16 protein-coding genes are annotated in these 14,337 nt (G+C 52.5%); 6 read left to right on the top strand and 10 right to left on the bottom strand.

The window, feature by feature from the left end; all coding sequences use genetic code 11:
• Positions 1-236: 236 nt before the first annotated feature.
• On the top strand, positions 237-473 hold the full coding sequence (locus AC6EMZ_RS05230) for a major outer membrane lipoprotein (protein WP_012017161.1): 237 nt from the start codon (positions 237-239) through the stop codon (positions 471-473).
• 60 nt (positions 474-533) lie between these two features.
• Here AC6EMZ_RS05230 and ldtE read toward each other — a convergent pair whose 3' ends face one another.
• The 7 genes from ldtE to sufA all read right to left on the bottom strand — a co-directional run bounded on the left by ldtE (position 534) and on the right by sufA (position 7,166).
• The gene (gene ldtE / locus AC6EMZ_RS05225) at positions 534-1,547 is read right to left on the bottom strand and encodes a L,D-transpeptidase LdtE (protein WP_498401339.1); all 1,014 of its coding nucleotides are present in this window, start codon (positions 1,545-1,547) and stop codon (positions 534-536) included.
• A gap of 97 nt (positions 1,548-1,644) precedes the next feature.
• Complete coding sequence (sufE, locus tag AC6EMZ_RS05220) at positions 1,645-2,061, bottom strand: cysteine desulfuration protein SufE (protein WP_498401338.1); 417 nt, start codon at positions 2,059-2,061, stop codon at positions 1,645-1,647.
• 14 nt (positions 2,062-2,075) lie between these two features.
• Positions 2,076-3,296 carry a cysteine desulfurase SufS gene (sufS, locus tag AC6EMZ_RS05215; protein ID WP_498401337.1) on the bottom strand — a complete coding sequence of 407 codons (1,221 nt, stop codon included), beginning with the start codon at positions 3,294-3,296 and terminating at the stop codon, positions 2,076-2,078.
• Positions 3,293-4,564 carry a Fe-S cluster assembly protein SufD gene (gene sufD / locus AC6EMZ_RS05210; RefSeq protein ID WP_498401336.1) on the bottom strand — a complete coding sequence of 424 codons (1,272 nt, stop codon included), beginning with the start codon at positions 4,562-4,564 and terminating at the stop codon, positions 3,293-3,295. Before sufD ends, sufS begins: the two co-directional genes overlap by 4 nt.
• Positions 4,539-5,285, bottom strand: coding sequence for a Fe-S cluster assembly ATPase SufC (gene sufC / locus AC6EMZ_RS05205; RefSeq protein ID WP_095281756.1), 747 nt, complete (start codon positions 5,283-5,285; stop codon positions 4,539-4,541). Before sufC ends, sufD begins: the two co-directional genes overlap by 26 nt.
• A gap of 16 nt (positions 5,286-5,301) precedes the next feature.
• Positions 5,302-6,789 (bottom strand): Fe-S cluster assembly protein SufB, encoded by a 1,488-nt coding sequence (gene sufB, locus AC6EMZ_RS05200; protein ID WP_498401335.1) that lies wholly within the window; start codon positions 6,787-6,789, stop codon positions 5,302-5,304.
• Between the two features lie 8 nt (positions 6,790-6,797).
• A complete protein-coding gene (sufA, locus tag AC6EMZ_RS05195) occupies positions 6,798-7,166 on the bottom strand; it encodes a Fe-S cluster assembly scaffold SufA (RefSeq protein ID WP_498401334.1) in 369 nt (122 codons plus the stop codon).
• 359 nt (positions 7,167-7,525) lie between these two features.
• Between sufA and AC6EMZ_RS05190 the strand changes: the two genes are divergently transcribed.
• Positions 7,526-7,798 carry an ElaB/YgaM/YqjD family protein gene (locus tag AC6EMZ_RS05190; RefSeq protein ID WP_498401332.1) on the top strand — a complete coding sequence of 91 codons (273 nt, stop codon included), beginning with the start codon at positions 7,526-7,528 and terminating at the stop codon, positions 7,796-7,798.
• Between the two features lie 32 nt (positions 7,799-7,830).
• On the opposite strand, the gene AC6EMZ_RS05185 is transcribed toward AC6EMZ_RS05190, so the two are convergent.
• Together AC6EMZ_RS05185 and AC6EMZ_RS05180 are read right to left on the bottom strand one after the other, a co-directional pair.
• Positions 7,831-8,568, bottom strand: coding sequence for a MerR family transcriptional regulator (locus tag AC6EMZ_RS05185; protein ID WP_498401331.1), 738 nt, complete (start codon positions 8,566-8,568; stop codon positions 7,831-7,833).
• A gap of 187 nt (positions 8,569-8,755) precedes the next feature.
• Positions 8,756-9,976 carry a diguanylate phosphodiesterase gene (locus tag AC6EMZ_RS05180; protein WP_498401330.1) on the bottom strand — a complete coding sequence of 407 codons (1,221 nt, stop codon included), beginning with the start codon at positions 9,974-9,976 and terminating at the stop codon, positions 8,756-8,758.
• Positions 9,977-10,317: 341 nt separating this feature from the next.
• Between AC6EMZ_RS05180 and ycgZ the strand changes: the two genes are divergently transcribed.
• From ycgZ to fdhF, 4 genes are all read left to right on the top strand, one after another.
• A complete protein-coding gene (gene ycgZ / locus AC6EMZ_RS05175) occupies positions 10,318-10,557 on the top strand; it encodes a regulatory protein YcgZ (RefSeq protein ID WP_498401329.1) in 240 nt (79 codons plus the stop codon).
• A gap of 91 nt (positions 10,558-10,648) precedes the next feature.
• On the top strand, positions 10,649-10,972 hold the full coding sequence (locus AC6EMZ_RS05170; RefSeq protein WP_498401328.1) for a hypothetical protein: 324 nt from the start codon (positions 10,649-10,651) through the stop codon (positions 10,970-10,972).
• A gap of 35 nt (positions 10,973-11,007) precedes the next feature.
• Positions 11,008-11,286 (top strand): biofilm development regulator YmgB/AriR family protein, encoded by a 279-nt coding sequence (locus tag AC6EMZ_RS05165; RefSeq protein ID WP_498401481.1) that lies wholly within the window; start codon positions 11,008-11,010, stop codon positions 11,284-11,286.
• A 196-nt stretch (positions 11,287-11,482) separates the two neighbouring features.
• Entirely contained in the window at positions 11,483-13,633 is a 2,151-nt protein-coding gene (gene fdhF / locus AC6EMZ_RS05160) for a formate dehydrogenase subunit alpha (RefSeq protein WP_498401327.1), read from the top strand.
• 44 nt (positions 13,634-13,677) lie between these two features.
• Here the strand turns inward: fdhF and AC6EMZ_RS05155 are convergent, their stop codons facing one another.
• Positions 13,678-14,325: a helix-turn-helix transcriptional regulator gene (locus AC6EMZ_RS05155; RefSeq protein WP_498401326.1), complete on the bottom strand. Its 648-nt coding sequence runs from the start codon at positions 14,323-14,325 to the stop codon at positions 13,678-13,680.
• Positions 14,326-14,337 lie beyond the last annotated feature (12 nt).

Here is a 14,337-nt window from a genome sequence, read left to right as displayed (position 1 = left end):
TTATTGAAAAAGCAAATCGAGTTTTTCTATTTAAGAGAGAATTATCTAAGATGATTCCGATGAAAAATGTCTTTTTTAACATGGCTTTTTTACTAAATAGGCCGGATTCGTTGCTTCTTTGAGCGAACGATCAAAAATAGGGGCATTCCCATCAAAAAAATATTCTCAACCTAAAAAACTTTGTGTAATACTTGTAACGCTACATGGAGATTAACTCAATCTAGAGGGTATTAATAATGAATCGTACTAAACTGGTACTGGGCGCGGTAATCCTGGCTTCTACTATGCTGGCTGGTTGTTCTAGCAATGCTAAAATCGACCAACTGTCTTCTGACGTTCAGACTCTGAACGCTAAAGTTGACCAGCTGAGCAACGACGTGAACGCAATGCGTTCTGACGTTCAGGCTGCTAAAGACGACGCAGCACGCGCTAACCAGCGTCTGGACAACCAGGCTACTAAATACCGTAAGTAATAGTACCTGTTAATAAAATGGCGCACATTGTGCGCCATTTTTTTTGCCTCTCTAAAACCCTTATTGCGTTACCACTTCCCTATCATCTTCATTGACCGCTACAGACGCACGGTTGTTCTGAACCGACAGCACAGGCACATTGGCCGACGTTCCGCTTCCAGCCGCGCCAGGAACCGGGATCCCTGCTCTACGTGACAGCGCCTTATCAATGAGCGTCTTATCACTCTCTTCCTGCGATACAAACGAAGCAAAGCCCGGAGTATGTGCAATTGGCGAGATTTGCGGGTTTTCACCTTCGACCTGTGCCAGCGGCCGATGAACCTCAACGTAGCGTTTGCCGTCCGGCTCAATCGAGAATTTAACCGGCTCGTTGATGATCTGTACGCGCGTTCCCACGCGTGCCTGTTCAAACAGTGCTTTGATATCCGGCGCGTTCATCCGCATGCAACCGGAACTCACGCGTAACCCGACACTGTCCGGCGCGCTGGTCCCATGTATAAGATATTCCCCATTCCCTATGCCCAAGCGTAACGCAAAGCGACCCAGCGGGTTGTTAGGGCCCGCAGGGACCACAGGCGGTAATTTGATACCATTAGCGAGTGAACGCGCTCTGATGCCCGCTGTAGGCGTCCAGGTTGGATTAGGGATTTTCTGACTCACCCGCGTGGTGCTGACCGGCGTTTCCAGTCCGAGCTGCCCGATACCTAGTGGGTATACCTGGACGATATTTTCGCCGGGAGGGAAATAGTACAGCCGCAGTTCAGCAAGATTGACCACGATCCCTTCGCGCGGGGTGTCAGGAAGCAGCATTTGCGATGGGATCGTAATCACCGTGCCGGGAGCCGGATAGACCGGCGCAATCGTATTATTGGTTTCGAGGATGAGCTGTGCCGCCGTATTAAAACGCCGGGCAATAGCCTGTAAATTTTTGTCCCCTTCCTGAATCGCGTAGGTTTGATTCTGACCGATCAGGCGACTACCCGCTGGCGGCAACGGGTAATCCATCGCGCTGGCAGAATTAAGGCCAGCGAAAGAGCTCAAAAGCAGGAGTGTAATGAGAGACGCGCGCTTCATGCTGATATTCCTTATTCACTGACTGAACGCCAGAAAGCTGAAAAACCAGCGAGGCGGGAACCGCCTCGCGAAACAGAATGAGAGCTGTCTATGTAGTCTAGCTAATGTTGGCGGCTTTGGCGCGAATTGCACGGATCATCGCTTCTAGCCCCTGGGATCGCGAGGGGGTGAGGTGTTGGGTTAGCGCCATCTTTTCAAACCATGGACGCACATCGAACGCCACAATATCCTGAGCGGACATCTGGTGATACAGAATAAAAACAATCGCCACGAGTCCTTTAACGATCGCGGCATCGCTATCGCCTTGCAGTTCAATAACGCCATCATCATTCTGGCGCATCACAATCCAGACCTGACTCTGGCACCCCTGAATCAGATTATCCGGGCTACGCGACGCATCGCTGAGTTCCGGCAGGCGCTGCCCCAGTTCAATAATGTACAGGTATTTTTCTTCCCAGTTGGCGCAACGTGTGAAGTTACGCAACAGTTTATCTCTGTCCGGCAACGCGGCCATGTCTTGCCTCTCTCTTAACCCAGCAGATGATGAATGCGCTTAAGCCCCGTCACCAGCCTGTCGACCTCTTCCGTCGTGTTATACATCACCAGAGACGCGCGACACATGGCCGGGACCTGGTAAAACGCCATCAGCGGCATTGCGCAATGATGCCCGGTACGCACGGCAACGCCGTAATTATCAAGGAAACTCCCCACGTCATAGGCGTGATGTTTACCCAAATTAAAGGCTATCACACCTTTGCGGTCATCCGGACCGAATAGCGTCAGGTCCGGCACGCTGGCCAGTTCCGTCAGCGCATAGCGCATCAACTGCTGTTCATACTCAGCAATCGCCTCCAGCCCAATGGCGGTAACATAGTCAATCGCCGCCCCCAGTCCGATAATTCCACCGGTATTCGGTGTGCCGGCTTCGAAGCGCCATGGCGCTTTGGCATAAGTTGTACCCTGCGTCAGGCTGACGGTCGCGATCATCGAACCGCCCCCTTCCCACGGCGGCATAGCCTGTAGGATGTCTTCCTTCACGTACAGCACGCCAATCCCGGTTGGGCCATACAGCTTGTGTCCGGAGAAGACGTAAAAATCGCAGTCCATCGCTTGTACATCAATGGTGTGATGCATCACCGCCTGCGCGCCGTCCACTAACACTTTTGCTCCCGCCTGATGAGACCTGGCAATAATGTCAGCCAGCGGGTTTTCGGTACCCAGTACGTTTGAGATCTGAGTCACCGCCACCAGTCGCGTACGCTCGTCCAGCAAGGCGTCAAGCGCATCCAGTTGCAACGTCCCATCGTCATTCAGGGGGATTACGCGCAGCTGTGCGCCCACGCGCTCGCAGAGCATCTGCCACGGCACGATGTTCGCGTGGTGTTCCATCTGAGTGATGATGATGTTGTCACCCGCATGGACCTGCGCATTGCCCCAGCTGTTGGCGACCAGATTGATGCCTTCCGTCGTACCGCGGACAAAGACCAGCTCTTCGGGCGAGCGGGCATTGAGAAAGGCTGCCATCCGCGTGCGCACGTTTTCCATGCGCTGGGTCGCTTCCGCGCTCAGGGTGTGGATCCCCCGATGCACGGCCGCGTAACCGTGGCGATAGAACTCCGCTTCAGCGTCGATCACCTGATTCGGCTTTTGGGCGCTGGCGGCGCTGTCGAGATACGCCAGCGGCAGACCGTTGACTTCGCGGGTCAGAACAGGAAAATCCGCCCGCACATTCTCTACGGGAAAACTCATGCTTCGCCTCCCGGCAAACGCTGACCAATGCGCGCCAGCACCTGCTGTTTTAACGTTTCGTCGCGTAGCGCTTCAGTGAGCTCGGCGGCAAAGGCGTAAATTATCATCTTCTGCGCAGCCTGTTTGTCGATACCACGCGATCGCAGGTAGAACATCTGCTCATCGTCGATGCGCCCTACCGTCGCGCCGTGGCTGCACTTCACATCATCAGCGTAGATTTCCAGCTGCGGTTTGGTGTCGACTTCCGATAAACGACCTAACAGCAGGTTGTTGTTGGTCATCTGCCCATCAGTTTTGATGGCGTGTTGCGCCACGTTGATCAGCCCGTTGAATACCGCGCGGCCTTTGTCGTTAACAATGATTTTGTGCATCTGACGGCTGTTGCAGTAGCCTTTGTTGTGCTCAAGCCAGGTGCGCGTATCGCAGACTTCGGATTTGACCGGCATCGCCAGGCTATTGATCCGAAGCGTAGTATTCTCGCCGTTCAACTGGGTGCTGGTGTTGTGACGCAGCACCGCCCCGCCAAGCAGGAAGCTATGGCTGAAGGCCGCTGCATCCGCTGCCATAAAAATGTCGTTATGGGCAAAGTGGTGACAAGCAGGATTCTCAAACACCAGCTTGATATGGTGCAACTGCGCGTTTGCCGCCACGTTCATCGTCAAGCGTGCGCCGGTAAAATGCTTAAGTTCATTGAGGCTGACGTAATGTTCGACGATCGTCGCCTCAGCACCTTCGGCCAGTTCGACATGATGGCGATAATGCGCCGTATTCACCTCTTCGCCGTCCAGTCCCTGCGTGATATGTAGCAGCAGCAATGGCTTCGCAGGGCGTTGATTGCGATTGACTCGAATATGCGTTACCCCCGACGCCAGGCTTTCTGTCAGATGCAAGAAAACTTCGGGCTGCACGGCAGGAGGCAACGACGCACGATGGTCGTTAATCTCGACCTCAAAGCCGCTTCCTTCGGTACTGTCGCTCATGTCAGGGCGGTACTGACCATCGACAAACACCAGGCGCACGGCATCCATCGTCAACGCCAGCGCATCGCGCTGTGCGCGGCTAACATCCGCCGGACGCGTCACGAATCGGCTGTTAAGCAAACCGTCCAGCGGCGTGTATTTCCAGTTTTCATGCTTGCGGGTTGGAAGGCCCAAACGCAACATATGTTGCAGGTGCTGCTGCGCCTGCTCACAGCGCGCTTCCCCCTGCGTTTCAAACAGGCGATGCCACTCCTGGAGTGCGTTACTGCTGTTCGGTAAGCCAGCCATAGCCCTGCTCCTCCAGCTGTTTGACCAGGGTGAAATCACCGGACTTCACGATGCGCCCCTGATACAGCACATGGACGTAATCCGGTTTGATATAGTCCAGAATACGTTGATAGTGGGTGACGATAATGAACGAGCGCTTGCCGTCGCGCAGGGAGTTCACGCCGTCTGCAACAATTTTCAGGGCATCAATATCCAGCCCGGAGTCAGTTTCATCCAGAATGCACAGCTCGGGCTCCAGCACTGCCATTTGCAGAATGTCGTTCCGCTTTTTCTCACCGCCGGAGAAGCCTACGTTGACCGAACGGGTCAGCAAATCTTCCGGCATTTTGAGCAGCTTGATCTTCTCTTCCATCAGATCCTGAAAATCAAAGCGATCGAGTTCTTCTTCGCCACGATATTTACGCACCGCGTTCAGCGAGGTTTGCAGGAAAAACTGATTGCTGACGCCCGGTATTTCAACCGGGTACTGGAAGGCCATAAAGATCCCTTCACCCGCACGGTCTTCCGGTGAGAGTTCCAGTAAATCTTTGCCTTTAAATTCGACCGAGCCACCGACAACTTCATAGTCTTCGCGGCCCGCCAGCGTCGCGGAAAGCGTACTTTTGCCGGAACCGTTCGGCCCCATAATCGCATGCACCTCTCCCGGGCGAACGTCGATGTTCAGCCCGCGAAGGATCGCTTTATCTTCCACACTGACCTGTAAATCTTTAATGCTTAACATGTGCTTTCCTTAATCCTTAACCGACGCTGTGTTCGAGGCTAATCGCCAACAATTTTTGGGCTTCAACGGCGAATTCCAGCGGCAGTTCAGAGAACACATCCTTGCAGAAGCCGTTCACAATCATTGAGATTGCATCTTCCTCGCTGATCCCGCGTTGCAGGCAGTAGAACAGCTGATCTTCGCCGATGCGCGAGGTGGTAGCCTCGTGCTCAAGCTGGGCGGTGTTATTGCGACATTCAACGTACGGGAAGGTGTGTGCGCCGCAGTCGGTACCGATCAACATCGAATCACACTGGGTAAAGTTACGCGCGTTGGTGGCCGTCGGCATGATTTTAACCAGACCGCGATAGCTGTTCTGGCTGTGTCCGGCGGAAATGCCCTTTGAGATGATCGTTGATTTGGTGTTCTTGCCAATGTGGATCATCTTGGTGCCGGTGTCGGCCTGCTGATACCCGCTGGTGAGCGCGACGGAGTAAAACTCACCAATCGAGTTATCGCCACGCAGAATACAGCTTGGGTATTTCCAGGTAATGGCTGAACCGGTTTCCGACTGGGTCCAGGACATTTTGCTATTTTCGCCTTCGCAAAGCGCGCGCTTGGTGACGAAGTTCAAAATGCCGCCGGTATTCCCATCACCCGGGAACCAGTTCTGTACCGTGGAGTATTTCACCTCGGCGTCTTTATGGATGATGACTTCCACCACCGCCGCGTGCAGCTGGTAGCTGTCGCGAACTGGGGCGGAGCAACCTTCGATGTAGCTGACGTAGCTACCCTCGTCGGCCACCAGAATGGTGCGCTCAAACTGACCGGTTTTTTCTGCGTTAATACGGAAATAGGTGGAAAGCTCCATCGGGCAACGCACGCCTTTCGGGATGTAGATAAACGTTCCGTCGGAGGCCACCGCCGCATTAAGCGCCGCAAAGAAGTTGTCGTTGCTGGGCACCACGGTACCAATGTATTTTTTCACCAGATCAGGATGATCGTGAATCGCCTCGCCAAAGGAACAGAAGATAATGCCCTGCTCGGCCAGCTTGCCGCGATAGGTCGTAGCCACGGACACGGAGTCAAAAATGGCATCGACCGCCACCTCACGACCTTCACGTACCGGCACGCCGAGCTGTTCGAACGCGTCTTCAACCTCTTTGCTCAAAAACGCGTTCGCGCCCGTCTGCTGTACTGCGCCAGGCTGTGAAGCACAGGTGTCATCACAACTGCCGCAGGATGGCGCGGAATAATAGCTGTAATCCTGATAGTCCAGGTGTTTGTAATGTGCTTTTAGCCAATGCGGCTCTTCCATCTCCAGCCACGCGCGAAACGCGCTCAGGCGAAACTCGAGCATCCATTCTGGCTCGTTACGTTTTGCCGAGATAGCGCGGACAACGTCTTCGTTGATGCCCTTCGCCAGCTCGTCGGTTTGTAACTGAGTGAAGAACCCCTCTTTGTAATTGAGGTGTCCGCCGCTCCAGGTATTTACATCGTCAGTTGCTTCAGTATTACGAGACATAGTACCGCCTATACCCCAAAGCTTTCGCCGCAGCCGCATTCGTTCTGGGCTTTCGGGTTGTTGAATTTAAACAGCTGGTTTAAGCCTTCACGCACGTAGTCGACTTCAGTTCCGTCGATAAACGGCATCGCCTGCAATGCCACGTAAAGCTTCGCGCCGTCGGTTTCAAATATCAGATCGTCTTTTTCACGTTCCGTCACCGTATCCAGCACGTAACCGAATCCGGCGCAACCGGTCTGCTTGACGCCTAAACGCAGGCCAATGATTTCAGGTTTTTTGGCCACCAGCTCGTGGATATGCGCTGCCGCTGCTGGCGTCAGCGATAGACCGCGCCATGTAAAATCTGCGGGGTTAAAGGTTTCTGACTGCAATTCCATAGGTCCACCTCATCGATTAAGCCGCTAAGGGCATATCACCATGTTAGTGATAACGATTATCAGTACAACCCCCTGACAGCAGGGGCTTTCCGCTTAACCGCCCTTTTTGGCTACTTTCATTAAGCATAGACCCTGACGCGCAAGGCAGGAGAGATGGATGTTATTGTTCAATGCATTGATTAATAATGGGTAAAAATAAATTAGCGCCTGCAATGAGTTAACGTGAATAAGATGCATTGGTAATGCCTATTTTTATAATCGGAAATAGGCTTTTTATCAGATAACACTGAAACAGGACCATGGGACGAGCGTGTTGTCATTCAGGCGCTAGAATTGGTATGACACTAAAGGAGATAACTATGTCATCACATGATTTTGAGAATGAAGCCGATCGCCTGGCAAACAAAGCGTTTAATAAAGCTGATGAACTCGCGGGTGAAGCCCAATCCCAGTTTGGTGATGCAGTGGATTCACCTAAACATCAGATCAAAGGTGCCGCGCGTAAATACGCCGCCAAAGCTTCTGATGTGGCGGATGATGTCTCTGAAAGGGTTCGTGATAACCCGCTGACTGGGTTGATGGCGGCTGGTGCAATCGGCCTGATTATTGGCCTGCTGGTTGGGCGAAAATAGTCGAACGTTACTGTGGCCCGCAAGGGCCTTTTTTATATCCCTGCCTCATGGAACGATACCGCAAAGCCCTGCTCTCTCCAGTGATCCAGCTGCTCCTGCTGACGTGCCGTTGGGGACTTACCTGTCCAGACAAAGATTTTTTGGCCGGGGAATAGCTCAGGACGTGGAGAATCGATCGGTTCCGCCAGCACGTCAATATGCCATCCTTTATGAGAAAGGCGTGCAGCTTCCAGCCACAGACGCGTACGATCGTCACACTCCCACCCGATTAACAGCGCATCCTTCCCGGGCTTTTTCCGCGATTCCACCAGCCGAGCAGCGGCAAGTTCAATCAGCACGCCGTCTAACAGGCTTGCCATATGGCGAACGGTGTTTTGATCGTGGCTCATTCGCTGGCGAACCGGCACAAGAATGTTATCGATAAGGGCTTCAACAGAATGCTCGCGGCGCATATCGGCAAGCCTGGCGCGCAGCCTGGCGGGGCTGGCAGTGCGTATGGCCAGCATCATCTCTTCCTGAGAGGATGCCCAGCCGCTCTGAGTCATGACATCCGGCGTGGTCAGCAGGTCTTTCACCTTGCCTACGGACACGCCGCTCTTCATCAGGCGTTTGATTTCTTCAATACGTAGAATATCTTCATCGTCAAACTGACGATGGCCGCCTTCGCTACGCTGGGGTTTAAACAATCCATAGCGTCGCTGCCAGGCACGAAGCGTAACGGGGTTAATCCCGCATCGTTCGGCGACTTCACCGATACTGTAATAGGCCATTAATTCCCTCACGCTTAAGACGTCCATACGACAACAAGCTTACCTTATCAGATTGTACAACTAAAATGTATAACTAAGAACCGGTCCGAGAGCAAGAGTCTGTTCATCGAACCGGCGAATTGTTTAAACATTGTTGTACAATTTTTAAAGCCGCGTGCAGCCTGCGCGAAGGGGAAAGTGAAGAGTTTTACAAATCGAATTTCTTATCCGGCCAGGCAATTTGCGGGATACCGCCGAGCCTTGGGCTGGCAAAAAGATGCCCCTGAAACTCGCAAATCCCGGCAGCTTCAAGCCACATCCACTCCTCGGCCTTTTCTACGCCAACGGCGCAAAACTGAATCTCCAGTGAAGAACAGCATTTGATAATGGCCTGAATAATGGCCTGCCGTGGCCCGCTTTTGTGGACATCCGCCACCAGTTCGCGGTTAATTTTGATGCGGTCCGGCTGGAACTGCGCCAGCAGCCATAGCCCCGCAAAGCCGGCACCAAAGTGGTCGATCGCCACGCTAATACCCGCGCTTTTGAGCTGTCTCACTGCGCCCTGAAAATCGGCGAACTGCGAAATAATTTCGCTTTCGGTGAATTCGATAATGATTTGCTCAGGCACCAGGCCGTTAGCTTCGATTTCACTCAGCAGGAAGCGGACGGCGTTGGGCACGTTGACCAGCGTCATCGGCAGCAGGTTCAGAGAGAGCGTTTGTCCTTGAAGGCCCAGCGCGCTGGCCATTGAAAGCGCGACCTGCTTGCTTTTCAGGTCTGCCTCGTAGATATCTTCGTCCGCCAGCGCCTCAAAGTACGCCTCTGGTGAGTCTCCCGACGGCGTGCGAATCAACGCCTCCCAGGAGACAACGGCCTGGGAAAAGGGGTCAACAATAGGCTGAAAAGCAAAGCTGCAGTCAGCGCCCTGCGCGATAACCACCGGCTGTCGGGAAAGCGCGCTCTCTTCTGGCACAAAATCCCACGAATCGGCGGCTGGGATTTCAAAATAGTTTTCTTTTTCAGTCGCCTGAACAAAGGTGCGGAAGAACTGCAGGGCACGATCGTTGTAGGTCAGCTGAAAACGGGTTGTCCCCTTATCCAGCACCTGCTGAAGCACCTCTTCCCTGTCGTAGTGGCGAAGATCAAAAAGCTCCATCCCGGCATTACCGAACCGCCGATGCGGGCCGTGGTCATGAAGCAACTCCACCACATTGGAGTGGCGCGGATCGCTGCAAATATGCTGGTAAATCGTGTTTACGCTCTCTTCTGGCCCTTCAAGCAGCTGGAAGAAATGCGTTCCGTTGAACAATAAAATCCCGGTGACGTCCGAGTGCCGATTCATGCGATTTGCTGCATTAACCATTTCTTCCAGAGCTTTAACTGGAACGTTCGCGCAGATATGGCTGCGGTAAATAATGGTTGTGAGCATGATTTTCCAGAGTTACAGGGTAGGCCACACGAACAAACAATGCGGATAGCTTCTTTTATAGCACATTTCAGGCATAACAATTAATTTACAGTTCAATGATTTGGATGTCTCAGAGTCACTTTTCTGACACTTGTACAATCCGGAGCGTCATATCTATCTTGTACAATATATTCTTTGACAATTTCACATTAGAACCATCCAATAACGCCATGATTTATCTATAAATTTAACTTAATCGTTAAAAATAAGCAAAATATTGTACATTTTTGATGTACAGATTTTAAAAAACCGTATACCTTATTTGTAACGTGAGTGATTACAAAATTTTACAGGAGCGAAACATGCGCCAGAATGGATATCAGCCGGATGCCGCCGCTGCAATAGCACAGTACTTTGACAAGGCGTCTCTCCCTACGCAGCAGGAAACGCTAGGCCAGGTAGTCGTAGAGATCCTCCGCGACGGACGCAGCCTGAATCGTAAAACGCTATGCACCAAGCTGTTAGGTCGCCTTGAAGGGGCGTCGGGCCATGAAGAGGAGCAACATTATCAGATGCTTATCGGTCTGCTTTTCGATCGCTGAGGTTTGCACAATTTAAACGATGACCTGGGCATGCAGCCAACAGAACGAGGGAATATTTTGGCTCACAGACCAGGCTATCAGGGATGCGGGTATGAATAGAAGTCACGTAGATAAAATGGTTGACGAGCTTATTGGTGAGGCCGTTCTTTCTCTGTTGAAAGAGAATGGCCCCATCAATACGCATGCCTTAGTGCAAAGATTACGGAGCATGAGAATTCACGAGAAGGATCCCGAGCGGCAGGAAGCCATTTCAGCGGTTATTGCTGAAATAAGCGACAGTACTGATGGCGCATTTAAGCATTACAAAGCAGTGCAACACAGCGTGCCGCGAGAAGGAGCTCGTACCATGAACAATGACAACGTTGTTCCTCTATTTGGCAATGGAAAGCCAGCAGATCCAAAAAAAATACATTAACAGCAACCCTTAACCTAACCGTCACGGTGAGAATGATGCGACAGAATATTCAGGTTCAACCCGAGTTCAATACAGCCATTTTTGATAGCGCAATGTCAGAATACTTCCGCACGGCTGGCGATCGTTTTGCCGATGAATCTGCGATTTTTTCTACCGCGGTAAACGGTGTCCTGGCCTCGGACGGGCATCTGTCAAATAAAGGCATTATTTTATGGCTGATCCAGGCGCTCGAAGTCACGGATGACGTTGTCCAGGCCGATGTGATCCGCAAAACCCTGGAAATTGTTGTTGGCTACACTGTGGATGATATCTAATCGGCAAACGCTATGATGGCTCCCTCAACGTGTCATCGTCATATGTGACGAGCATCGTGACGATGACACGCGCAGTATCACAATAAACCCTGTTATATCAATGAAATGAATGTTTGGCATGAATTCTGCTTAGAACATGCTTTCGAGACTGGTTCCCAGTTAACTCTCCGTTCATTTCTTAACAGGTCTGTTATTGATGAAAAAAATCGCCAGCGTCTGCCCCTACTGCGGTGCAGGCTGTAAATTAAATCTCGTTGTTGAAAGCAATCGTATTATCCGCGCCGAAGCCGCCGACGGTGTGACCAATCAGGGCACACTGTGCCTGAAGGGCTTTTACGGTTGGGATTTCCTTAACGACACCCGCCTCCTCACCCCTCGCCTCACCCAGCCGATGATTCGTTACCATAAAGGTGAAAAGTTCACGCCGGTCACCTGGGAAGAAGCCATTCGCTACACCGCTAACAAGCTGAGTGCGATTAAAGAGCAACACGGTTCGCGCGCCATCATGACGACCGGATCGTCACGCGGAACGGGCAACGAAACCAACTACGTGATGCAAAAATTCGCCCGCGCGGTGCTCAAAACGAACAATGTGGATTGCTGCGCTCGCGTGTGTCACGGCCCGTCAGTGGCAGGTTTGCAGGAAACGCTCGGCAACGGCGCGATGAGCAACTCCATCAACGATATCGAAAACTCAAAATGCCTGCTGGTGTTTGGTTATAACTGCGCGGACTCGCACCCTATCGTGGCGCGACGTGTGATTAAAGCCCGCCAGAATGGCGCAAAGATCATCGTGTGCGATCCGCGTCGCATTGAAACCGCGCGCATCGCCGATCAGCATCTCCAGCTGAAGAACGGCAGCAACATGGCACTGGTGAATGCGTTTGGTTACGTTCTATTGGAAGAAGAGCTATACGACAAAAACTACGTGGCGCGTTTTGCCGATGGCCTGGAAACCTACCGTCAGATAGTCAAAGATTATGCACCTGAGAAAGTGGAACATCTGACCGGCGTTTCGGCGCGGGACGTGCGTCAGGCGATGCGCACCTTTGCAGCGGCACCGTCTGCCACCGTGATGTGGGGAATGGGCGTCACCCAGTTTGGGCAGGCTGTCGATGTGGTGAAAGGACTGTCGAGCCTGGCGCTGCTGACGGGCAACCTTGGCCGCCCTGCCGTTGGCGTCGGTCCGGTTCGCGGGCAAAACAACGTCCAGGGTGCTTGCGATATGGGCGTCCTGCCGAATATGTTCCCAGGCTACCAGGACGTCACCGATCCCGATGCGCGTCAGAAATTCGCCGACGCGTGGGGGATTGACGTCAGCACTATGGATGACCAGGTTGGCACCCGCATCACCGAAGTTCCACATCTGGCGCTCGAAGGCAAAGTCAAAGCCTACTACATCATGGGCGAGGATCCGCTTCAAACCGAGGCCGATTTAGGCCTGGTACGCAGCGGCTTCGAGGCGCTCGATTTTGTCGTCGTACAAGACATCTTTATGACCAAAACGGCTGAAGTGGCAGACGTGCTATTGCCTGCCACCTCCTGGGGCGAACATGGCGGCGTCTTTACCTGTGCCGATCGCGGCTTCCAGCGTTTTGGTAAAGCCATTGATGCCAGCGGCAACGTGAAGCGCGACTGGGAGATAATCAGCCTGCTGGCAACGGCGATGGGCTACCCGATGCACTACGATTCAAACCAGCAGATCTGGGATGAAATGCGCGATCTATGCCCGCTGTTTTACGGCGTTACTTACGAGAAAATGGGCGATATGGGTCATATCCAATGGCCATGCCCGACGTTGGATCACCCCGGCACGCCATACCTGTACAAAGATAACCAGTTCGATACGCCTAACGGCAAAGGCCAGCTGTTCGCCGCGCCGTGGCGCGCGCCGGCAGAAGTGCCGGATGCAGATTATCCACTGATATTATGTACCGTGCGCGAAGTGGGCCATTACTCGTGTCGCTCCATGACCGGCAACTGTGCCGCGCTGCAAAGCCTGGCCGATGAACCGGGCCGCGTGCAGATGCACCCAACCGATGCCGAGAAGATGGGCATCGACGACGGTCAACTGGTGTGGGTGCGTTCGCGTCGCGGGAAAGTCATTACCCGCGCCAGCATCAGTGAACGTATTAACCCGGGCGCGGTATACATGACCTATCAGTGGTGGATTGGTGCCTGTAACGAATTGACGCAGGATAATCTCGACCCGACGTCCAAAACGCCAGAAACCAAATACTGTGCGGTAAAGATTGAGGCGATAGACGATCAGCGCTGGGCGGAAGACTATGCAGCCTCGGCGTATCAGTCGATGAAAACGCGGTTAATTAGTGCGGTGAACGTATAAATGCAAAAGAGGCTCGCTGATGCGAGCCTCTTTGTTTAGCGGCGTCACTTGGAACGGCAACGATCTAAATAGCGCCTAAATTCATTTAGGTGAGTTTGTCTTTCCCCCAGCATTGTCAGGAACGTTAATAACTGGCGATCGTTATTCAGATTAAATTGGTTCATCACCCTGATTTTATGGGCTGACACTGTTTTCGGCGATATCATGAGTTCCCTGCCAATTTCCACGGCGGATCGCCCGCTGAGGAAAGGTGCCATCACGCGTACCTGCTGAGGCGTTAACATTTTGTGCTTACACCCTGAGCATGGGAATTTCGGCAGATAATAATCTACATGTTGAATATTTTCCCATGCCCGCAGGATTTTATACCTTGCCGCCGCCAGTGGCATTCGCTTCGGGATGATAATAATATCCCCGAAGCAGGAAGGAAATGCTGCGTAGGTTTCATCAGCTTCGTCAATAAAGCCAATAATTATTCCTTTCCGCCGATGTAAAAACTCAGGATGGCAAATAAATCGCTCGCCCTGCGATAATGCCATCGCAATCACATCAGCCCGTGCAATACTCTCCTGCGTGAAGTTGAGCAACAGTTGAATATTGTCTCCAAACCGCGATTGAAACAGTTCCTCCATAAATAATGCCAGGCCGTGCCGGTACGTTGCTTCAGGTTCTTTTATCAAAATAGCGATCATATAAAACCAACA

The sequence above is a fragment of the Enterobacter sp. SCRI0065 genome, from assembly GCF_059766475.1.
This window is presented reverse-complemented; position numbering and strand designations above follow the sequence as displayed.